The sequence below is a fragment of the Micromonospora sp. NPDC049204 genome, assembly GCF_040647935.1.
Classification (GTDB): domain Bacteria; phylum Actinomycetota; class Actinomycetes; order Mycobacteriales; family Micromonosporaceae; genus Micromonospora.
This window is the reverse complement of sequence record NZ_JBEZDC010000015.1, coordinates 18,402-39,906: the sequence shown is the minus strand read 5'-3', so window position 1 is coordinate 39,906 and position 21,505 is coordinate 18,402. Positions and strand designations below refer to the sequence as shown.

Genomic DNA, 21,505 nt, shown 5'->3' with positions numbered 1-21,505 from the left:
CGGGTGCCGCGCCCCGGGACGCGGCCCCCCGTTCCCGCCGGCCGGTCCGTCACCGCCCGGCGAGCGCTCCCCAGCCCGGGTTCACCGGCTCCCGGCGCAGCGGCATGCCCGCCTCCGCTGGCGTCCGGTCACCCTTGCGCTGGTTGCAGCCGTAGCAGGCGGCGGTGGTGTTCCGCCAGGTGTTCCGGCCGCCGCGCGAGCGGGGCAGGATGTGGTCGATGGTGGAGGCCGGCCCACCGCAGTACGCGCAGCAGCGGTCGTCGCGGCGCATGACCCCGGCGCGGGACCAGGCCGGCCCGCCGCTGAACCTCCACCTGGTGACGACGTAGCGGACCAGCCGCACCACCCGGGGCATCGGGAAGACGCCGATCACCTGGTCCGGCTCGGCCTCGTGGATCTCGGCGACCCGGCGGCAGAGCATCCGCACGGCATGTTGAACGGTGACCCGGTGCAGCGGGCCGAGGTCGGCGTTGATGACGAGGACGGCGTCCACCGGGGCTTCCTTTCACGATGGTGACGGACAGCGAAGAGCCGCCCGGTCCGGTTGGTGGACGGGGCGGCTCGGCGCGTACGGGTACGCGTCAGTCGGGCCGGCCCGCCCGGGGACCTTCCGCTCGGCAGCCGTCGCCGGGCAGCGTCGACGGCACGGTGCTGACGTGCGACATCGTCATGATCTGCTCCCGCGGCGGTGGTTGACCTTGCCTGATCACGGTAGGTCGGGGTGGGTGAGGGGGGCAACGTATTTCGATCGACCGCCCGGCTCCTCCGGGCGGCGTGGACGGCGGGTCCGGGGTGCGACGACCGCCGTGCGCCGGGCGGCGGTCAGCGGCCGGTCCAGCCGCAGGGCCATGCGCGCGGTGAGTTCGCTGTCCAGCAGGGGCCGGTTGACCTCGCCGGCGACCGCCAGCGCCGGCCCGGAGACCGACCGCCAGATCGCGGCCAGGCCGGCGCCGAGACCCACCAGGGCGACGGTGGCCCGAGTGGTCGGTGAGCCGGCGGCCGCGGCGGCGCTCACGCCGACCACCGCGAAGAGCACCAGCAGCAGGGGTACGAGCACGGGCCAGAAGATGCCCCGCGCCGCCTGCGCCACCAGCCGCCGATCCCGAATGATCAGGTTCCGGGCGATCACCGCGTAGTCCTCCTCGTCGAGCAGGTCGCGGGGGTGCAGGCCGCCGGTGAGCACGTCCCGCCAGAGGTCACCCTGGCCCCGCAGCGCGCGGCTCAGCTCGGCGGGCGCCGGTTCGGCCGGGTCCCCGTGGCCGGCCCGGTCCACCGCGGTCGCCCAGGCGGCCAGCGACCGGCGCACCACCGCGGCCGAGTACGGCGGCAGCACGCTGGCCAACTCGTCCAGCCAGCGGCTGATCTGGATCTGCCGACCCCCGAACTGCTTCAGCAACTGGGTGGCGTCGCCGGCTCGGACGGTGTCGGCCACTGATCGGCCCAGCCGGTAGGCCAGCCCGACCCGGTGGTTGGTGGCCATCGCCCAGCGCAGCACCTCGACGTTGAGGTCGTCGAGGGCGAGCAGCAGCGGCACCGGGTCGGCCGGGTCGGGCCGACCCGGGTCGGGCAGCAGGGTCCGGGCGGCGGACGTGTCGGGCACCGGCCCGGTGTGCCGGGTGAGTTCGGCGATCTGGGCCAGCGCGACGTCCACCCCGTCGAGGTACATGCGCATCCGCCGGTGGGCGGACATCTCGGTGAGGTTGGAGAGCTTGGCCGGCGGTACGGGTGGTCGGGCCTCGACGGGGGCGCCGAACTCGGTGTGCTGCCCGTGGTGGTAGGCGTCCGCCATCCACCAGCCCAGGCGCAGTGCGGTGACGATGCAGGCGCGTTCGTCGTGGATCAGTGGGTACGCGTCGTCGCGGCCGATCTCGCCGATTGGTGGGCGGTTCTCCGCGCCGGCGCGGTGCAGTGGTGACATCCCCCGCTGCCCTCCCGCCCGGTCGATCGACGGTTGATCAACCAAGCGTACGGCAGCGTACCGATGCTTATGTTGTGTTTTGTTGGTTTGGGCTGGCGCGACGGGCCAGCAGCCCCCGGGGCCGGATCGACCGCACCGGCTCCGCCGCGCCGCCCTCCGCGCGCAGGATGTGGTTCGCGGCGATGATCCCGGTCGCCGCGGAGCGTTCCATCAACGCGCTCGGGAAGTCCGTGGCGATGCCGTCGCCGGCCAGGTAGAGGCCGGACGCGTCGGTGCGTACCCCCGGTCGCCAGGCGTGGCTGCCCGGCGTGAACGCCGGCGCCTGCGCCTCCACCCGGGCCCGCAGCTCGCGGACCCGCAGGTCGCCGGCCTCCGGCCAGAGCGCGACCAGCTCGCGGCGCATCCGCTCGGCCAACTCCTCGGCCGGCACCCCCGGCTCGCAGGCGTACGCGTGCAGCTCGATGATCGACCCACCGGTCTGCCGCGCCCAACGCCGCGACTCGTTCTCCAGCCGGTGGTAGAGCGTCACCGAGTCCAGCGTGGGCTGGCGGGACACCCCGCTGAACACCGCCCGCTCGGCGGCCACGTCCCCGTCGCACCAGTACCGGGCCACCGCGTACGGCGGGCCGGGCTGGCCGAAGGCGGGCATCCGGGCGGTCAGCTCCGGTGCCTGCTCGACCAGGTCGGGGGAGGCCGCGACAAGCGCGGCGAGCGCCGGCGGGTCGACGGCCAGCACGACGTGACCCGCCGGATGACTGCCGCCGTCGGTGGTCGTCACCCGCCAGCCCTCGGCGTCCCGGTGCACCCCGGTCGCGGCGCAACCGGTGCGGACCCGACCGCCGTGCTTCTCGACGTGCCGGGTCAGCGGCTCCCAGATCGCCGTGGCGTAGTCCTCGTCCGGGCAGTCGAACGCCAACCCCTCCGGGTTGCCGAGCAGATAGAAGTGGAACTGGGCGACCATCTCGGCGGCCGACATCTCCGCCTCGTGGTTGAAGAACGAGTGCGAGAAGACCTCGAACAGCATCGCCCGCGCCCGGTCCGGCAGCCGCAGCGACGCCAACAGGTCGTCGGCCGTGGTGTCGTCCAACTCGGCGTAGGTGCGCACCGGGTCGTAGCTGAGCAGCGGCAGCGCGGCGTCCCGGTTGATCAGGCGCAGGTCGCCCAGGCGCAGACTGGGGCTGCGCAACAGCAGCGCGAGCAGGTTCGCCGGTGGTGCGGGCGGCAGCCTGCCGAACTCCTCGGTCGGCCACTGCGTACTGAGGACCGGGTAACCCGGAATGGGCTTGAGGAAGCCCAGGTCGGGATCGATCCGGCGGAGGATGGACCGCCAGTTGTAGTACTGCCGGAAGAACGCGTGGAAACCGTGCTCGTTCTGCTGGCTGCCCTCGGCGAGCGCCTCCGGCCAGGCGCCCAGTCGACCGCCGAGCGTCGGTGCCGCCTCCAGCACCGTGACCGCCACGCCCCGCTCGGCAAGCACCACCGCCGCCGACATGCCGGCGATGCCGCCGCCCACCACCACCGCCGCGCTCGGTCGCGGCACGCGGTCCGCGCCACCGCCGCCCGGGTCGACCAGATGTTGGCGTACGCCGATGAGCCGACCCGCCACTTGCGACAGCGCCATGGGCACCTACCTCTCTCCGGCAGTCTCCTCTACGCGAGGCACCGGCGCGCGCGGTCCGAGGCAGGCCAGACGTACTCCAGATCCGTCGGAACGTCGTCACCGAAGAGGGGTCGGTAGTGCTCCGGGTCCTTGCGGACCAGCGACGAGCGGTGGCTCAGGTGCAGGTCGTCGCGACCCAGCCAGGGCGGCAACTCACCAGCCTCGGCCAGCTCGTCCTGGGTCCGTACGACGCCGGCCCCGCAGGCGGCCGCGAGGTCCACGGTCATCGTGGTGGCGCAGGTGTCCGCCCGCCCCGGCTCGGTCCACACCGCGCACATGTCCAGCCCGTAGCGGACGAGCGCCTCCTCGTACCCGGCCCACATCTTCACCGCCGGGTGGTTGCGCCAGCCGTACCCGGGTCGGGTGAGCCCCCGCAGCACCTGGATGGCCTCCACCCGCTGTTTGCCCAGCCGCTTCTGGTCCAGCGTGCGGGCGCTGGCCAGGAAGTCCGGGTACGGGAGGAACGTCTGCATGCGGCTGCACTACCCGTCGCGGGAGCCGGCATGCCTGGCCGCGGGATGATCCGGACGGGGTCGCCCACGGTGGCCGTGCTGATTACGATCCGGGCATGGCGGAGCCGTGGCGGGACCGGGCGCGACGGGCGGTCGAGTGGAACTGGCGGCTGCGGTCGGTAGGTGATCCCCGCCCGCACTACGTGATCTGCGGTAAGGACGCGCTCGCCTACTACGTGGCCCGGGCGATGCTCGAATCCGAGCTGCCGGCGGGCGGAGCCCGGGTGACGGTCGTGGTGCCGGAGCGTTACCGCAGCAACGGCCCGGACGTGGCGGGGTTGCGCGGACTCCGGGTGGTCCGCTCGGATCGGCTGGACGTGGCCACCTTCGAGGCCGCCGGCCTGGCCGGGGCGACCGGATTGGCCCTGCTGCACCAGGACGACGTCGGCAACCTGCACGCGGCGCTCTGCGCGCAGGCCGTCGACCAGCAGGTCCGCCAGGTGCTGCGGATGTTCAACGGCACTCTCGCCGACGGCGTACGCAAGCTGATCAGGGCGCCGGTCGAGGTGCTCTCCGACGCCGAGATGGCCGCGCCGGCCTTCGTGGCCGCCGCGCTCGGCGAGGTCGACCCCAGTTCCTTCCAACATCGGGACAAGACGCTCCGGGTGGCGCGGCGCGCCGACGTCCGCCCGCAGGACGTGGTCTGCGCCCTGGCCCACCTCACCGAGGCGCAGGGGGTGGAACTGCTGCCGGCCGAACAGGTTGGCGCGGACCTGGTGCTCGCCGAGGCGACCGGTCAGCCGCCGGGCACCGAGGTCGCCGCCCGTCGGCTCGTCCGGGCCCGCCAGCGACGCCGTCCGGTCTCGGTGCTGCTGGGAGCGGTACGCGGCTTCGCCACCCGCAAGATCGGCGTCGCGGTGATGCTGGTGCTCGCGGTGATCGCGGTCCTGGGGGCGCTGATCTCCCGCACCGAGGAAGCCTCCCCACTGGAAGCCCTGTACCTGACCCTGGTCACCACGCTCAGCGGCGCCGACCCGGACACCACCAAGTCGGCCGGCGCGCAGATCATGCAGGTGGTGCTCAACCTGGCCGGGTTGGCGCTGATCCCGCTGATCACCGCCGCCGTGGTGGACGGCATCGTCAACGCTCGACTGGCCCTGCACACCGGCCGGTTGCAGCCCGCGCGGGCCGGGCACGTCGTACTGGTCGGCCTGGGCAACGTCGGCACCCGCGTCATGGCGCAGCTCCGCGAGTACGACGTCGAGGTGGTGGCGATCGACAAGGATCCGGAGCCGCGCGGTGGTGCCCTGGCCCGTCAGCTGGGGGTGCCGCTGATCGTCGGTGACGCCGCGCTGCCGGAGACGCTGGCCGCCGCGTCGGTTGTCGACTGTCAGGCGCTGGTGGTGGCGTCCACCGACGACGTGGCCAACCTGGAGGCGGCGCTCGCCGCCCGCGACCTCCGCGCCGACCTGCGCGTGGTGCTTCGGCTCTTCGACGGTGACTTCGCCGAACGGGTGGAGGAGACCTTCGCCCTCGGGGTGTCCCGCTCGGTCTCGTACCTGGCCGCGCCGGCCTTCATCGGGGCGCTCACCGAGCGCGCGGTGATCACCACGATCCCGGTCGACCGGCACGCGTTGCCGGTCGCCGAGGTGCCGGTCGCGGCCGGCTCCGAGTTGGACGGCCGGCCGCTGGGTGTGGTCAACCGGGACGGGCAGGTCCGGCTGATCGCCCGCACCCCGGCGGGTGGCACCAAGACGATCTGGTGGAAGGACCTCGACCCCCGCCAGGTGATCTTCGCGGGCGACCGGCTGACAGTGGTCGCCCGTCGGCGCGGCCTGGACTGGCTGACGCACCAGTCCGCCCCCCCGGCCCGGCCAGGCCCGGCCTCCCGGCCGGCCGGATCGGTCCACGGCGGAGTGCCCACCCCGGTGGCGGCGTCTCCCCCGGTGCCGGGCCAGACGGACTCGGGGGCCGGCGGGGCCAATCCCGTTCCTCCCGGCGGCGGTGCTCCCTCGACATCCACCGGCGGCCCAGAAGACGAATTCGAACTGACCCGCCGGCAGGACGGGACCGCCGAGGTGAGCTGAGGCTTCCTCGTCAACTGCTTACCTCTCCGACGATCAAGGCCGCGCGGTACCGCGTGGTACAGTTCGTGCATGGAGAGGATCACGCTGCGGGAATTCCGCGACGGCGCGGGGCGGGTGCTGGATGGTGTCGAGCGCACCGGCGAGCCGGTCATCATCACGAAGTACGAGCGGCCCGTCGCCGTGCTCATCGGCATTGACGAGTGGGAGGAGATCGAGGCGTTCCGGGATCGCCGGGACTCAGCGGTGATCGCCCGATCTCGTGCCGAAGGCGAGTTCGTGCCGCTGTCGGCGGCGCTGGAGTCGCTCGGTGTCGATCCACGTGAGGTGGAGGCGCTTCTGGCCGAGCGGGCCAACGGCGAGGCGGCGTGAAGGTTCAGATCGACCGAGACGTGCTGGTCTGGCTGCACAAGCAGCCGCGCAACGTGTTCCTGACCGTCCACGACGTCGGTCATCGTAAGGATGTCTACTCATGACCCGTCTGGCTGTGCGCCCTATCTGCGCGCGACGAAGTTGACGAGCGGCTGACCGAGTTCACCGGCCGGCACTGAGTGACAATCAGTGCCATGCGTTTCCGCGTCCTGGGGCCGACCCAGGTGTTGCTGGCCGACGGGCGTGAGATTCCCGTCGGCGGTCCGCGGCTGCGCGCGCTACTGGCGCTGCTGCTGCTCGACGCGGGCCGGGTGGTGTCCGCCGAGCGGCTGATCGACGGTCTGTACGGCGAGCACCCGCCGCGGGGTGCCGCCAACGCGCTCCAGTCCCTGGTGTCGCGCCTGCGTCAGGCGCTGCCCGCCGAGCACACCCCCGTCGAGTTCCACCCGGCCGGTTACCGCCTCGCCGTGGATCCCGCGGACGTCGACGCGTACCGGTTCGAGCGGCTCGCCGAGGCCGGGCGTCGCGCGCTCGCCGGCGGTGACCAGCCGCGCGCGGCGGCCGTGTTGCGCGAGGCGCTGGAGCTGTGGCGCGGTCCCGCCCTGGCCGACGTCATCGACGTGGCTGGCGTACCCGCGCAGGCGGCCCGGCTGGACGAGCTGCGGCTGGCCGCCACCGAAGACCGGATCGAGGCGGAGTTGGCGCTGGGCGGGCACGCCGAGCTGGTCCCGGAGCTGCGGCAGCTCGTCGTGGCGCAACCGCTGCGGGAGCGGCCGCGAGGCCAACTCATGCGCGCCCTGTCCGCGCAGGGCAGGCCGGCAGAGGCGCTGGCCGAGTTCGAGGACGCCAGACGCAGCCTGGCCGAGCAGCTCGGGGTCGACCCGTCGGCGGCGCTGGCCGCGATCCACCTGGCCGTGCTGCGCGGCGACGACAGCTCTGCCGTGCTGCGCGGCGACGACAGCTCTGCCGTGCTGGGCGGCGACGAGAGTTCCGCCGTGCGTCCGACGACCGAGCAGGCGCTGCCGAGCCAGCTCACCACGTTCGTCGGGCGCGAGGAGGAGCTCAAGCGCGTGGGGGAGCTGCTCGGCGAGCGCAGGCTGGTCACCCTCACCGGCCCCGGGGGAGCGGGCAAGACCCGGCTGGCCATCGAGGCGGCGGGCCGCGCGGACGGTGAGGTCTGCTTCGTCGAACTGGCCGGGCTGGCCGACGGGTCGGACGTACCGCAGGCGGTGTTGAGCGGGCTCGGTCTGCGGGACGCGGGCCTGCGGGCACCGGCCGAGCCGGGCCGACAGTCCACCGACCGACTGGTCGAGGCGCTTGCCGAGCGGCGGTTGCTGCTCGTCCTCGACAACTGCGAGCACGTCATCGCCGCCGCGGCCCGGCTCGCCGCACGTCTGCTGGGCGCGTGCCCGGCGCTGCGGGTGCTCGCCACGAGTCGCGAACCGCTCGGGCTGGCCGGCGAGGCGTTGTGCCAGTTGTCCGGGCTGACCCTGCCGTCACCGGACGCGTCGACGGAGGATGCCGACGACTACGCGGCGGTCAGCCTCTTCGTGCAACGGGCAGCTGACGTCGCACCCGACTTCACCGTCACACCGGCCAACGTCGACGTGGTGCTGCGGATCTGTCGTACCCTCGACGGCCTGCCGTTGGCGATCGAGCTGGCCGCCGCGCGGCTGCGGGCGTTGCCCGTCGCCGAGGTGGCCGCCCGACTCGACGACCGGTTCCGGTTGTTGTCCATGGGCAGCCGGGCCGCGTCGCCCCGACACCGCACCCTCCGGGCCGTGGTCGAGTGGAGCTGGGACCTGCTCGACGACGCCGAACGCACACTGGCCCGCCGCCTGACCGTCTTCGCCGGCGGCGCGACGCTGGAGGCCGCCGAGCGGGTCACGGGCCTTCCCAGCGCCGAGTTCGTCGACGCGCTCAGCGGTCTGGCCGACAAGTCCTTCGTGGAGTTGAGCGGCGGCCGGTACCGGATGCTGGAAACGGTGCGCGCCTTCTGCGCCGAACGTCTCGCCGAGGCCGGCGAGGCCGACCAGCTACGTCGTGCCCACACCGCGTACTTCCTGGAGTTCGCCTGGACCGCCAGCGACCACCTCCGGCAGGTCGAACAGTTGCACTGGTTGCGGCGGCTCGACGCCGAGCGGGACAACCTGCACGCCGCGCTGCGCCGTGCCACCGCGGCCGGTGACGCACCCGACGCGGCCGGGCTGGTCGCGGCCCTGTCGTTCTACTGGTGGCTGCGTGGCATGCGCGGGGAAGCGGCCCGGTTGGCCGCCGACGTCCTCGACCTGCTGGGGGACGAAGCGCCGTCCGGGCTGCACGAGGAGTTCGCGCTCTGCGTCTACAACGCCTCGCTCGCCGGAGTCGGCCACCTGCCGTCGCTCGGCACGCAGCGGTCCGTGATCCGCAGCCTCGACCGGCCACCTCGACAACCGTTCCTGCTGTACCTGTCGGGGATCTCGACCGGGCCGCCGTCCGGCGGCGCCGACCACGTCGAGGAGCTGATGCGGGAGCTGCGGCGGCTGGTCGGCCCGGACGCCTGGATCAACGCGCTCGGCGCGATGGGTAGCGGCTCGGCACTGATGTGGAGTGGCGACTGGGACCGGGCCGGGAGCGCGTTGGCCACCGCGCTCGACGGCTTCCGGAGCACCGGCGACCGGTGGGGCTGCATGATCACGCTCGGTGCGCTCGGCGAACTGGCTGCCTGGCAGGGTGACCCGGAGACGGCGAGCGCCCACATGGACGAGGCCATGGGACTGGTCGAGGAGCTCGGGTCGGCCGTCGACCAGGCCGACATGCTGCGGACCAGGGGCGAGATCCGGCTGCGGGCCGATGACCTCACCGGGGCACGGGACGACTTCGCCGGTGCGCTGCTCCTGGCGCAGCGCAGCGGCGCGCCCGAGTTCGTGGCCAGTGCCCGCCTCGGCCTCGCCCAGGTGGCCCGGCTGCGCGGCGATCTGGTCGAGGCGAGACGGTTCTGCGAGGAGGCCCTGGTGGGTGGGCTCACCGGGTGGTACGTCGGCGAGGCCACCCGCGCGGAGATCATCTTGGCTCTCGACGAGATCACCAAGGCGGAGCGGGCCGAAGCCGCGAGCCGGCCCGGTGCGCCGCCGTCAGCGGACGGTGCGTGACCCGTCAGCGCCCGACCGCACCCTGGCGGCATGACGACATTCGACGTGACAGCGGAGGGGCTGGGCAAGCGGTACGGCCCGACCCGCGCACTGGACACCTTCGACCTGACCGTACCGACCGGCACGGTGTACGGGCTGCTGGGGCCGAACGGCGCCGGGAAGACGACTGCCGTACGGATCCTCACCACGCTGCTGCGCTTCGACGCCGGCCGGGCCACCGTTGCCGGGTTCGACGTGGGGCGTCAGCCGGACGAGGTGCGCGCCCGGATCGCGTTGACCGGTCAGTACGCCGCGGTCGACGAGATCCTCAGTGGCCGGCAGAACCTGGAGTTGTTCGGCCGGCTGTTCCGGCTGGGTCGGCGGGCGGCCCGCCAACGCGCCGACGAACTGCTGGAACGGTTCGGGCTGGAGGGGGCGGCGAGTCGGTCGGCCGGTGAGTACTCGGGTGGGATGCGCCGCCGGTTGGACCTCGCGGCCAGCCTGATCCGTACACCGCGGGTGCTCTTCCTCGACGAGCCGACCACCGGCCTGGACCCGCGTAGCCGCAACCAGGTGTGGGACCTGGTCCGTGGCCTGGTCGCGGACGGGACCACGGTGCTGCTCACCACGCAGTACCTGGAGGAGGCCGATCAGCTCGCCGACCGGATCTCGGTGATCGACGCCGGTCGGGTGGTGGCCGAGGGCTCGCCGGACGAGCTGAAGTCGAGGACCGGCGGCGACCGGATCGAGGTGGTGGTGCGGGATGCGGCCGACCTGACCCGGGCTGCCCGCATCGTCGCATCGATCTGTGCCGCGGAGCCGGAGCGCGACCCGGAGGTGCGGCGGCTCAGCGTGCCGGTGGCCGACCGGGTCGCCGGGCTGGTCGACGTGGTGCGGGCGTTGGACGAGGCCGGTGTCGCGGTGGAGGACATCGGCCTGCGGCGCGCGACGTTGGACGAGGCGTTCCTGTATCTGACCGGGCACCGACCGGACGAGGCCCGCGAGCCCGTCGGCGTTGGAGGAAAGGCGGACGTGGCATGACGGCTGCGGTGACCGACGGCTGGACGATGACCAGGCGGAACATGATCCACGTGATCCGCGCACCGGAGGAGCTGATCCTGTACTTCTCGCTGCCGATCATGTTCGTGCTGGTCTTCGGGTACGTGTTCGGTAGCGGCATGCAGGTGGCGGGTGGTGGCAACTACCGCGAGTTCCTGCTGCCCGGGGTCTTCGTGATGACGATGCTCTACGGCCTCGGCGCCACCGCGACCGGCGTGGCGCTGGATCTCAGCCGGGGTGTCGTCGACCGGTTCCGGTCGATGCCGATGGCCCGGTCCGCCCTGATGACCGGCCGCAGTGCCGCCGACCTGCTCCGCGCCCTGCTGGAGATGTCCACCCTGCTGGTCTGCGGGCTGCTCGTCGGGTGGCAGTGGCGGCAGGGTGTCGGCAAGGCGTTGCTCGCGGTCGGGCTCCTCCTGCTGCTCCGGATCGCGATCACCTGGGTCGGGATCTACCTGGCGCTGCTGGTTCGCAATCCGGACACGGTCGGCGTGATCGTCTTCCCGGCGGCGTTTCCGTTGAGCGCGATCTCGAATGTTTTCGTGTCGCCCGAGCTGATGCCGTCGTTCATCGGGACGATCTCGGAGTGGAACCCGTTGTCGGCCACCGTCGCGGCGATCCGCGAACTGTTCGGCAACCCGGGCCTGGGTGGCGACTCCTGGCCGGCGGAGCACGCCGTGCTGTTGGCGGTGCTGTGGCCGGTGCTGCTGATCGCGACGTTCGCGCCGCTGGCGGTGCGCCGCTACCGGCGGCTGAGCCGCTGACCCCTACCCGCCGGTGGCCTGCCGCCGCTGACCCCTGGCCGCCGGTGGCCTGCTCAGGTCACCGGCGGGCGGGGCGCAGCGCGTACCAGGCGGCACCGGCGGCGAGCACACCGAAGCCGGCGAGGACGCTGCCCGTGGGCAGGTTGACCGCGAGCAGCAGACAGCCGACCAGCCCCAGGCCGGCGAGCACCCGCACCGGCAACCGCCGACCGGGTTCCCGCCCCAACGTGAGCGCCGCCGCGTTGGTGATCGCGTAGTAGACCAGCACCGTGCAACTGGAGAAGCCGATGGCACCGCGCACGTCGCCGAGCAGCACCACCACGATCACCACGGCGGCGACCGCCAACTCGGCCCGGTGCGGCACCCGGTGCACCTGGTGCACGGCGGCCAGCGCGCCGGGCAGGTCACGACGGCGGGCCATCGCCAGGGTGGTCCGGCCGATCCCGGCGACCAGGGAGAGCAGGACACCGACGACCGCGATGGTGGCCCCGGCGCGGACCACCCAGGCCAGGCCGGGCAGCCCGGCGGCGGTCACCACGTCGACCAGGGGCGCCGCGGAACCGGCCAGCCGGTCGGCGCCGAGCACGCCGAGCGCGATCACGGCCAGCACCAGGTAGATCGCGAGCACCACCCCGAGCGCCAGCGGCACCGCCCGGGGAATGGTCCGCTGCGGGTCGCGAACCTCCTCGCCGAGCGTGGCGATCCGGGCGTACCCGGCGAACGCGAAGAACAGCAGCCCGGCGGCGGTGAGCACACCTCGGGCGGAGCCGCCGGGCTCGCCGAGTCGCTCCAGGTGCACCGGCCCGCCCACCAGGCCGACGGTCGCGACCAGGGCCAGCACCGCGAGCACCAGCGCGACCAGGACTCGGGTCACGGTGGCCGTCTTGCCGATGCCGCGCAGGTTCACCGCGGTCACCGCGAGCACCGCGCCGACGGCGACCAGCCGGGCCTGCCCCGGCCACAGGTACGCCCCGATGGTCAACGCCATCGCCGCGCAGCTCGCCGTCTTGCCGACCACGAAACCCCAGCCGGCCAGGAACCCGGCGAACGGCCCGAGGCGCTCCCGCCCGTAGACGTAGGTGCCGCCGGACTCCGGGTAACGGGCCGCGAGCCGCGCCGAGCTGGTCGCGTTGCAGAAGGCGATGAACCCGGCCAGCACCAGCGCGGGCAGCAACCCGGAGCCACCGGCCGCCGCCGCGGCCGGGCCGAACACCACGAAGACGCCCGCACCGAGCATCGAGCCCAGACCGATGACAACCGCATCGGGTACGCCGAGCCGCCGCGACAGTCGATCCACAGACTGAAACCTAGGGGTACGAGGTGAACGGCCGGTCCCAGGCGCGTAGCCGGCCGGGGAGCGGGAGGTCGTCCCACGGCACCCGGTGCAGCACCCGGTCCAGGAACAGCCCGATCAGCAGGGCTGCCACGCCGTCGGTGAGCCAGTGGAAGTTCAGGTAGGTCGTGGTGACCAGCAGGATGGCCGGCGGGGCGAACCGGATCAGCCGGTGCACCCTCGGGTGCAGTCGCCCGGCCGTCAGCGCGGTCAGCAGGACGGCTATCACCCCGTACCAGAGGATCGCGTTGACGACGTGCCCGGACGGGTAGGACAGGTCGTACTCGGTGGGCGGCAGGTCGTTGAAGATCCGAACCGACTGGGTCGGCGGCAGATCGGAGCTGGGCGCGGCCCGGTCGGTCAGGACCTTGAGCGGCCCGACCGTCAGGTAGAGCAGCACGAAGGCCCCCGCCACCAGCAGCAACGGCCGTACGGTGCGGCCCCGCCAGGCCACCGCCACGGCGAGCGCCCCGGCGAGGGGCGTCAACAGCCAGCCCCCCTGGCCGATGAGGTTGAACGCCCGTGCCGTCCAGTAGATCGGAGCCGGGTGGTGGGCATACGCCCACTCCCGGACCGCCAGGTCCAGCCCGAGCAACGCACCTGTGGCGAGGGCCACGGTCACCGCACCGAATCCGACCAGCAGCAGGGCGTCGAACCACCAGCCGGCCGGGCGGACGGGCCGTAGCCGCAGGTCACGTCGTACCGCCGTGGGTTTGAGCACGCGACCACGCTACCGGCCCGGCGCGAGGCCGGGGTGTTCGGCGCTGTGTGCCCAACCACGATGTGCGGCGGATGTGGGGGGCGAGGCGTCATGCTTGTGCCCGTGCGGATCACGTCTGCCCTCGTGGACCCGGCGCTGCTCGACCTGCCCTGGTCGACACCGCTGGAGGAGTGGCCTGCCCAACACCTGGTGGCCCTGCCGCAGGGCATCTCCCGACACGTCGTCCGGTTCGTCCGGCTCGGCGACTACGTCTACGCGTTCAAGGAGACCCGCGAACGGATCGCCGAGCGGGAGTACGACCTGCTCCGGGCGCTGGAACGGATCGACTTCCCATCGGTCGAGGCGGTGGCGGTCGTCGCCGACCGGCAGGCCGAGGACGGGGAACCCCTCGAATCGGTGCTGATCACCCGGCACCTGCAGTTCTCCCTGCCGTACCGGGCGCTGTTCTCGCACACCCTGCGGCCGGAGACGATGAGCCGGCTGCTCGACGCGCTGGCCGCGCTGATCGTGCGGATGCACCTCACCGGCTTCTTCTGGGGTGACTGCTCACTGTCGAACACGCTGTTCCGCCGGGACGCGGGCGCGTTCGCCGCCTACCTGGTGGACGCGGAGACGGGCGCGTTGCACACCTCGCTCTCCAACGGTCAGCGCGGTGAGGACCTGGAGATCGCTCGGGTGAACATCTTCGGCGAGGCGCTGGACCTCCAGGCCGCCGGACTGCTGCACGAGTCCATCGACCCCGAGGTGGTCTGCGAGGAGGTCGTGCAGCGCTACGAGCGGCTCTGGCACGAGATCACCTACGAGCAGGCGGTCGAGCGGGAGGCCCGGCACGACATCGAGGGTCGGATCCGCCGCCTCAACGAGTTGGGCTTCGACGTGGCCGAGGTGGCCATGTCCTCCATCGACGACGGGCGTTACCTGGTCCGGCCGAAGGTCGTGGACGCCGGCTACCACACCCGGCGGCTGCTGCGGCTGACCGGTCTCGACGCCGAGGAGAACCAGGCGCGCAAGCTGCTCAACGACCTGGACGCCTACCGGGCGGAGAGCGACCTGGTCGACGAGCAGCAGGCCGCGCACCGCTGGCTCACCGAGGTCTTCGAGCCGGTGGTCCGGGCCGTTCCCGCGCACCTGCGCCGCAAGTTGGAGCCGCAGGAGCTGTTCGCGCAGATCATCGAGCACAAGTGGCTGCTGTCCGAGCAGGCCGGTCGGGACGTCGGGATGCGCCACGCGGTCCAGTCCTACCTGGCCGACGTGCTTGTGCACCGCCCCGACGAGCAGGCCGTGCTCGGAGTCGACGTCCCCGCCCTGAGCTGACCCGGCCTCCCCCTGGCCGGGACCGCCGGCCCGGACGCTTCACTCCACCCAGGTACCGCCGCGGAGGACCCGGACCACGTTGAGGTCGGCATCCAGCACCACCAGGTCGGCGCGGAGGCCAACCTGGAGGGAGCCCACCCGGTTGCCCAGGCCGATAGCGCGTGCCGGGGTGGTGGCCACCATCCGCGTCGCGTCGGCGATCGGGATTCCGGCGTTCACCGCGTGCCGCAGCGCGGCGTCCATGGTCAGCGTGCTGCCGGCGATGGCACCGTCGCGGGCGAGTCGAGCCACCCCGTCGGTCACGGTGACGGCCTGGCCGCCCAACTCGTACTCGCCGTCGGGCATTCCGGCGGCGGCCATCGCGTCGGTGATCAGCGCCGCACGGTCCGGACCCGCGGTCGCGGCAACGAAGGTCAGCATGCCGTCGTGCAGGTGCACCCCGTCGGCGACCATCTCGCAGATGACGGTGGGCGCGTCGAGCAGGGCCACCACCGGCCCCGGCTCACGGTGGTGCACCGGGCGCATGCCGTTGAACAGATGGGTGCCGACACTCGCGCCGGCGGCGACCGCGGCGCGGGTCTGCTCGTACGTCGCGTCGGTGTGACCTACCGCCGCCACCACCTTCTGTGCGGTGAGCAGCTTGATCGCCTCCAGCGCGCCGTCGCGTTCCGGGGCGAGGGTGACCATCCGGACAGCGCCCCGGCCCAGCTCGATCAGCTCGGTCAACTCGTCGGTCGACGGGTCGCGGAGATACTCCGGGTTCTGTGCCCCACAACGGGCCGCGGACAGGTACGGGCCTTCGAAGTGGACTCCCGCCAGCACACCCTCGTCGACCAGCGGGGCGAACGCCTCGGTGGCCGTGCGCATCAGCGGGAAGGGCGCGCTGACCAGGCTTGCCAACAGGGTGGTCGTGCCGTGCGCGAGGTGGAAGCCGGCCGCCGCTCGGGCCTCGTCGGCGTCCCCGGTGGTGAAGGTGTGCCCACCGCCGCCGTGGGTGTGCATGTCGACGAAGCCGGGCAGGATCCAGTTGCCGTCCCGGACCGACGGATATTCGGCGACCGCGGTGATCCGATCCCCGTCCCACTCGACGCAGCCCTGTCGGATGACACCGTTCGGGGTCACCACTCGGCCGTCCACCCGCACGGTCATCGCTCCTCCTGATTGTCACGGACGCGTACCGCGTCACGGTCACGGACGCGTACCGCGTCCAGGGCGAGCAGGGCGGCGCCGAGGCAGCCGGCCTCGTCGCCGAGGGCTGCCGCGACCAGCCGCGGCTCCCGGTGGAAGGTCATCCGCTCGTGCAGCGCCGCCCGCAGTGGGACGAGCAGCCGGTCCCCGGCCTGGGCCAGGCCGCCGCCGAGCACGATCGTCGCCACGTCGAACAGAGCCTGCCCGGTGGCGAGGCCGTCGGCGAGCGCCTCGATCGCCTCCTGCCAGACCTGCCCGGCGAGCTGTTCCCCGGCTGCGGCCCGTTCGGCGACATCGGCCGCCGTCACGGGAGCGCCCGCCGCCTCGCCCGCCAGGTCGGCGTAGCGGCGGCCGATGGCGGCGGCCGAGGCGATCGTTTCCAGGCAGCCGGGCCGACCGCAACCGCAGCGCGGGCCGTCGGGCCGGACCAGGATGTGGCCGATCTCCCCGGCGGCGCCGTGCGCGCCGACGGACGCCGAGCCGTCGACCACGTGGGCGGCGGCGATGCCGGTGCCGATCGCCACGAACAGCACGTGCCCGGTGCCGCGCCCGGCACCGAGCCGTGCTTCGGCGAGGCCACCGACGCGCACGTCGTGGCCGAGTGCCGTGGGCAGGCCGAGCCGTGTCACCGCCAGGTCCCGCAGGGGTACGTCCCGGAAGCCCACGTTCGCCGACCAGACCGCCACGCCGCGCGCCTCGTCCACCACACCGGGTACGGCGATGCCGACCGCGATCGGCGTGAGCCCGTCGGCGCGGGCCTTGTCGGCCAGCCCGGCAGCCACGTCCAGGATCGTGTCGACCACGGCCGCCGGGCCGCGCGCGGCCTGGGTGGGGTGCCGCTCGGTGCGTACCGCGACGCCGTCCGGTCGGACCAGGGCGCACTTCATGCCGGTGCCGCCCACATCCAGCGCGACGACGACCTGGCCGGTGGCCCCGGCGTCGCCGCTGGTCACGCCAGCACCACCGACCGGGACAGGTGTCGGGGCGCGTCCGGGTCGAGGCCCCGGCTGGTCGCCAGCGCGACCGCGAAGCGTTGCGCCAGGATCAGGTCGGCCATCGGGTCGACCGGGGTACGACCGGCGGACCAACTGCCCAGCACCGTGCGCCAACCGTGCGTGCGGCTGTGCACGAAGGCCGCCCCGGTGGCGGCCACGTCCTCGGGCAGTCCGTCGGGTAGCTCGCCGAACGCCCAGACCAGTCTGCCGGGCGCACCGACCGAGATGGGGCCGTGCCGGTAGTCCATCGCCGGGTACGCCTCGGCCCAGAAGGTGGCCGCCTCACGGCACTTCAGCGCCGCCTCCTGAGCCAGCCCGATCGTCCACCCCCGACCGAGGAAGGTGACCTGCTCGATGGTTGCCGGGTCGATCGGCAGTGGGGATCGCACCGCCACTTCGGCGTCGGCGGCGAGCGCGGTCACCGGGTCACCGAGGTGAGCCCGGAGCAGGGCGAGTGCGGTGGTCGCGAAGCGGGTCTGTACCACCGACCGCTCGTCGGCGAAGGGCATGGTCACCGCGGCGGTGGCCAACTCGACCGCCGGGGACGCCGGGTCGCCGACGATCACCGTGGTGGGGGTGTGCCCGCGCAGCGCGGCGAGAAGCTCCAGCACCTCGGTGGTGGTGCCGGAGCGGGTGATCGCGATCAACCGGTCGTAGCGGCGCCCGGTGGGGAACTCGGACGCCTGGAACGCGTCGGTCTCGCCCTGGCCGGCCTGCTCGCGGCGGCCCGCGTACGCCATCGCCATGAACCACGACGTGCCGCAACCGACGACGGCCACCCGCTCGCCGGGGCGGGGCAGGTCACCGTGGACGACGCCGGCCAGCGCGGCCGCCTCCCGCCAGCAGTCGGGCTGGCTCGCGATCTCCGCGTCCACGTACGCCATGGGAACTCCTCGCCGGTGCGCAATACGGCTCGTTAGGCACGCATTTCGCGCGTCATTCTGCGCGAACGGCGGTGGTCGTGGCAACTGGCCGACCGATCGCGCAGACCAGCCTTTTGCGTAAGCCTAGTTTCGCGCACTAGTGTGCACGCAATCAATCACCGTCCGTGCTGTCACTGGGAGGACCCCCGCGGTGGACCGGTACGCCAGATGGAACGCCCTGCTCGAGATGCTGACCGACAACGGCCGGGTCAGCGTCGAGGCGGCAGCCGAGCGGCTGGACGTCTCCCAGGCCACCATCCGGCGTGACTTCGACCAGCTCGCCCAGCAGCAGATGATCACCAGGACCCGGGGCGGCGCGGTTGCCAACGGCGTGTCGTACGACCTGCCGCTGCGCTACAAGACGGCCAAGCACTCGGCCGAGAAGCAGCGGATCGGCGCCGCCGCCGCCGCGCTCGTCACGCCGGGCACCGTGGTCGGTCTGAACGGCGGCACCACCAGCACCGAGGTGGCGAGGGCACTCGCCGTGCGTCCGGACCTGAACACCAGCGCCGAGGGCGCCCAGCTCACCGTGGTGACCAACGCCCTGAACATCGCCAACGAGCTGCTGGTCCGGTCGCGGATGAAGGTCGTGGTGGCCGGCGGGGTGGTGCGCCCGAAGTCGTTCGAACTCGTCGGCCCGCTGGGCGGGGCGCTGCTGCGCGAGGTCACCCTGGACGTCGCCCTGCTCGGCGTGGACGCCATCGACCCGCAGCTCGGCGCGGCCGCCCACCACGAGGGGGAGGCCGCGATGAACAACCTGATGGTGGCCCGGGCCAAACGCGTGGTGATCATTGCGGACTCGTCCAAGCTGGGCGGTCACGCCTTCGCCCGGATCTGTCCGGTCGAGCGGGTCGAGACCCTGGTGACCGACTCCGGCGCCGCCCCGGAGGTCGTGGAGGCGTTCCGCGCCGTCGGCGTACAGGTCATCTGCGCCTGAGTGCTCACGCTCCGTCGATGAAGTGACCCGTTCGGCGCGTCGATGCATACCCCGTATTGAACGTGTCTGCATACCGCGTATGGTGTCGGCTGTCACGCCCACCCATCGGGGGAGGTGCAGCTTTGCCGGCTGTCCTGGAGATCGAAGGTCTACGTAAGACGTACAAGAGTCGTCGACGCGGTTCCCGAAACGCGCTCGACGGCTTCGACATGCGGGTCGACGCAGGGCAGGTGCACGGCTTCCTGGGCCCCAACGGGTCCGGCAAGACGACCACGCTGCGTACCCTGCTCGGCCTGATCCGACCCGACGGCGGCCGGATGTCGCTGCTCGGGCACGAGGTCCCCGACGCGCTGCCCACGGTCGTCCGCCAGGTCGGCGCGATCGTGGAGAGCCCGCAGTTCTTCCCGCACTTCACGGCACGGGACACGCTGTCCCTGCTGGCCGGGGCGGGCGAGGTGCCGGCCGTCCGGGTCGACGAGGTGCTGGAACTCGTCGGGCTGCGCGACCGGGCCGACGAGCGGGTCAAGACGTACTCGTTGGGCATGAAGCAGCGCCTCGCCGTGGCCTCGGCCCTGCTGAAGAACCCGAAGCTGCTCATCCTCGACGAGCCGGCCAACGGCCTCGACCCGGGCGGCATCCGGGAGATGCGCACGCTGATGCGCGGTCTCGCGGAATCCGGGATGACAGTGCTGCTGTCCAGCCACATCCTCGGTGAGATCCAGTTGATCTGCGACTCGGTCACCATCATCTCGCTGGGCCGGCGGGTCGCGTTCGGCCCGGTCGACGAGGTGCTCGCGCAACACTCGTCCGGTGCGGTCCGGGTCCGGCTGGAAGCGGTGAGCGACCTGCCGGCGGCCACCGAGGCGCTCACCGCGGCCGGCATCGGGGTCACCGGTCACCACGACCACCTGATGTTGACAGGCGTCGACAAGCCGGCCTCGGTGACCCGCCTGCTCGCCGAGCGCAACCTCTACGTCAGCGAGTTGGCGCCGATCGCCGTCGATCTGGAGAGCGTGTTCCTCGAACTGACGTCCACCGCACCGGTCCCCGGTCAGCACCGGCAGGTCGACGAGTCCATGAAGGTCGGTGGGACGGGTCAGCCCGGCGCCGCCGGGGGAGGGTGGGGCGCGTGAGCCTCTTTCGTACGGAGCTGCGCCGACTCACCAAGCGACGCTTCACCAGGTACATGACGCTGCTCGGCCTGCTGGTGCTGGCCGCGGTGGTCGTCGGGGTGTTCTTCACCAATCAGAAGATCGACGCCGGCCAGCTCGCCAAGGCCGAGCGGCAGGCCGACCAGCAGTACCAGGACCAGGTGCGCTGGAGCGAGCAGGCGCGGGTCGACTGCGAGCGGGCCAAGGCGGCCGGTACGTCGAACGACGACCGCTACCCCGACGACTGCTCGCAGATCTCGCCGCCGCCCCGCGAGGAGATCCGGGCGCAGTGGTTCCTGCCCTCGACGTTCGACTTCCGGGAGACGTTCGACGAGACGCTGATCCCGTTCGCGGCGATCCTCGCCCTGGTCGGGTTCGTGGTCGGCGCATCCTTCATCGGTGCCGAGTGGAGCAACGGCGGCATGATGAACCTGCTGCTCTGGCGGCCGAAGCGACTCACCGTACTGCTCACCAAGCTGGCCGCGCTGCTCACCGGCATGCTGGCGGTGACGCTGCCCGCCGCGGTGCTCTGGTTCGCCGGGTTCTGGGGGGTCGCCACGTTCCGCGGCAGCACCGAGAAGATGACCTCCGGCGCCTGGCAGTCGTTCGTGCTGACCGGAGTGCGGGGTGTGGTCCTGGTGTTGGTGGTCACCACCATCGGCTTCGCCCTGGCGTCGTTGGGTCGGCACACCGCGATGGCCCTGGGTGGCGTGGTGGCGGTGATGGTGGTCGGCCAGTTCGGTCTGGGCATCCTGCTGGGGTTGGCGAACGTGCGCTGGCCCGAGGCGTACCTGCTGCCCACGTACCTGCTGGCCTGGATGGTCAAGACGGTCAAGCTGCAGGACTGGGACTCCTGTGAGGCGACCTTCAACGGGTCGTGTGAGGCAGCGACCATGGACATCACCTGGCAGCAGTCCTCGGTGCTGCTCTCGGTCGCGGTGGTGGTGATCCTCGGGGCGGCGCTCTGGGCGATGCGTCGCCGCGACATCTCCTGACCGGATCGTTCTGACGCGGCGCGGCCGGCCCGGCCGTCGGGATTCCCGACGGCGCAGGGTCGGCCGCGCCGGCTAATGCGACCCAGGTCGCCACCGCACTAGGCTGGGGAGCATGTCCACCGACGCCACCCCGGCCGCCCCCGAGCCGTCCACTGACGCTCGTCGGGGTGACGTCGCGGGTGGGGTCACGCCGTCGGTGCCGACTCCGCGGCCGGTGCCGCCCATCGAGAGCACCGATGATCCCGAGCCGGACGACGGGCTCGCCGTCGCGCCCAGCGCGCCGACGGCCGTCGGGCTGACCGAACGGGAACGCGCCATCCTCGCCTTCGAGCAGCAGTGGTGGCGGCACGCCGGCGCCAAGGAACAGGCCGTCCGGGACACCTTCGGGCTCTCCTCGACCCGCTACTACCAGTTGCTCAACGGGCTGCTCGACAACCCGGCCGCGTTGGCCGCGGACCCCGTGCTGATCGCCCGGCTCCGCCGGTTGCGCTCGTCGCGCGCCCGCAACCGTCGCCGCTGACCGGCACCG

General features: G+C 72.6%; 19 protein-coding genes. 10 read left to right on the top strand and 9 right to left on the bottom strand.

The features are described 5' to 3' along the window. Window positions 1–49 precede the first annotated feature (49 nt). The 4 genes from AB0A90_RS25330 to AB0A90_RS25315 form a co-directional block, all read right to left on the bottom strand. Window positions 50–493 (bottom strand): HNH endonuclease, encoded by a 444-nt coding sequence (locus AB0A90_RS25330; RefSeq protein WP_357252658.1) that lies wholly within the window; start codon window positions 491–493, stop codon window positions 50–52. Between the two features lie 213 nt (window positions 494–706). Continuing rightward, the gene (locus AB0A90_RS25325; protein ID WP_357252655.1) at window positions 707–1,918 is read right to left on the bottom strand and encodes a hypothetical protein; all 1,212 of its coding nucleotides are present in this window, start codon (window positions 1,916–1,918) and stop codon (window positions 707–709) included. A 67-nt stretch (window positions 1,919–1,985) separates the two neighbouring features. After that, entirely contained in the window at window positions 1,986–3,539 is a 1,554-nt protein-coding gene (locus tag AB0A90_RS25320; protein WP_357252652.1) for an FAD-dependent oxidoreductase, read from the bottom strand. Window positions 3,540–3,568: 29 nt separating this feature from the next. Next, a complete protein-coding gene (locus tag AB0A90_RS25315; RefSeq protein WP_357252649.1) occupies window positions 3,569–4,051 on the bottom strand; it encodes an MSMEG_6728 family protein in 483 nt (160 codons plus the stop codon). Between the two features lie 95 nt (window positions 4,052–4,146). Here AB0A90_RS25315 and AB0A90_RS25310 point away from each other — a divergent pair, with 95 nt between their 5' ends. The 5 genes from AB0A90_RS25310 (at window position 4,147) to AB0A90_RS25290 (ending at window position 11,419) form a co-directional block, all read left to right on the top strand. Then, window positions 4,147–6,117: an NAD-binding protein gene (locus AB0A90_RS25310; protein ID WP_357252646.1), complete on the top strand. Its 1,971-nt coding sequence runs from the start codon at window positions 4,147–4,149 to the stop codon at window positions 6,115–6,117. Window positions 6,118–6,186: 69 nt separating this feature from the next. Then, window positions 6,187–6,486, top strand: coding sequence for a type II toxin-antitoxin system Phd/YefM family antitoxin (locus AB0A90_RS25305; RefSeq protein ID WP_357252642.1), 300 nt, complete (start codon window positions 6,187–6,189; stop codon window positions 6,484–6,486). 194 nt (window positions 6,487–6,680) lie between these two features. Continuing rightward, window positions 6,681–9,617, top strand: coding sequence for a BTAD domain-containing putative transcriptional regulator (locus tag AB0A90_RS25300; protein WP_357252639.1), 2,937 nt, complete (start codon window positions 6,681–6,683; stop codon window positions 9,615–9,617). Window positions 9,618–9,647: 30 nt separating this feature from the next. Then, on the top strand, window positions 9,648–10,637 hold the full coding sequence (locus AB0A90_RS25295; protein ID WP_357252637.1) for an ATP-binding cassette domain-containing protein: 990 nt from the start codon (window positions 9,648–9,650) through the stop codon (window positions 10,635–10,637). After that, window positions 10,634–11,419, top strand: a complete 786-nt coding sequence (locus AB0A90_RS25290) for an ABC transporter permease (RefSeq protein ID WP_357252634.1) — start codon at window positions 10,634–10,636, stop codon at window positions 11,417–11,419. The genes AB0A90_RS25295 and AB0A90_RS25290 overlap by 4 nt, the downstream gene beginning before the upstream one ends. A 58-nt stretch (window positions 11,420–11,477) precedes the next feature. Here AB0A90_RS25290 and AB0A90_RS25285 read toward each other — a convergent pair whose 3' ends face one another. Further along, on the bottom strand, window positions 11,478–12,716 hold the full coding sequence (locus tag AB0A90_RS25285; protein WP_357252631.1) for an APC family permease: 1,239 nt from the start codon (window positions 12,714–12,716) through the stop codon (window positions 11,478–11,480). Window positions 12,717–12,726: 10 nt separating this feature from the next. Then, a complete protein-coding gene (locus tag AB0A90_RS25280) occupies window positions 12,727–13,473 on the bottom strand; it encodes a phosphatase PAP2 family protein (protein ID WP_357252628.1) in 747 nt (248 codons plus the stop codon). Between the two features lie 102 nt (window positions 13,474–13,575). Here AB0A90_RS25280 and AB0A90_RS25275 point away from each other — a divergent pair, with 102 nt between their 5' ends. Further along, on the top strand, window positions 13,576–14,787 hold the full coding sequence (locus tag AB0A90_RS25275) for a DUF4032 domain-containing protein (protein ID WP_357252625.1): 1,212 nt from the start codon (window positions 13,576–13,578) through the stop codon (window positions 14,785–14,787). 39 nt (window positions 14,788–14,826) lie between these two features. On the opposite strand, the gene nagA is transcribed toward AB0A90_RS25275, so the two are convergent. Genes nagA through AB0A90_RS25260 form a run of 3 tightly spaced genes read right to left on the bottom strand, consistent with a single transcriptional unit; the run spans window position 14,827 to window position 17,854 of the window. Further along, the gene (nagA, locus tag AB0A90_RS25270; RefSeq protein ID WP_357252622.1) at window positions 14,827–15,936 is read right to left on the bottom strand and encodes an N-acetylglucosamine-6-phosphate deacetylase; all 1,110 of its coding nucleotides are present in this window, start codon (window positions 15,934–15,936) and stop codon (window positions 14,827–14,829) included. Further along, on the bottom strand, window positions 15,933–16,928 hold the full coding sequence (locus tag AB0A90_RS25265; protein ID WP_357252619.1) for an ROK family protein: 996 nt from the start codon (window positions 16,926–16,928) through the stop codon (window positions 15,933–15,935). The genes nagA and AB0A90_RS25265 overlap by 4 nt, the downstream gene beginning before the upstream one ends. After that, a complete protein-coding gene (locus AB0A90_RS25260; RefSeq protein WP_357252616.1) occupies window positions 16,925–17,854 on the bottom strand; it encodes a sugar isomerase in 930 nt (309 codons plus the stop codon). The genes AB0A90_RS25265 and AB0A90_RS25260 overlap by 4 nt, the downstream gene beginning before the upstream one ends. A 190-nt stretch (window positions 17,855–18,044) precedes the next feature. On the opposite strand from AB0A90_RS25260, the gene AB0A90_RS25255 reads away from it, so the two are divergent. From AB0A90_RS25255 to AB0A90_RS25240, 4 genes are all read left to right on the top strand, one after another. Further along, the gene (locus AB0A90_RS25255; RefSeq protein ID WP_357252614.1) at window positions 18,045–18,830 is read left to right on the top strand and encodes a DeoR/GlpR family DNA-binding transcription regulator; all 786 of its coding nucleotides are present in this window, start codon (window positions 18,045–18,047) and stop codon (window positions 18,828–18,830) included. A 122-nt stretch (window positions 18,831–18,952) separates the two neighbouring features. Next, complete coding sequence (locus tag AB0A90_RS25250) at window positions 18,953–19,963, top strand: ATP-binding cassette domain-containing protein (protein ID WP_357252611.1); 1,011 nt, start codon at window positions 18,953–18,955, stop codon at window positions 19,961–19,963. Continuing rightward, entirely contained in the window at window positions 19,960–20,976 is a 1,017-nt protein-coding gene (locus AB0A90_RS25245; protein WP_357252608.1) for an ABC transporter permease subunit, read from the top strand. Before AB0A90_RS25250 ends, AB0A90_RS25245 begins: the two co-directional genes overlap by 4 nt. Window positions 20,977–21,088: 112 nt before the next feature. Further along, entirely contained in the window at window positions 21,089–21,496 is a 408-nt protein-coding gene (locus AB0A90_RS25240) for a DUF3263 domain-containing protein (RefSeq protein ID WP_357252606.1), read from the top strand. Window positions 21,497–21,505 lie beyond the last annotated feature (9 nt).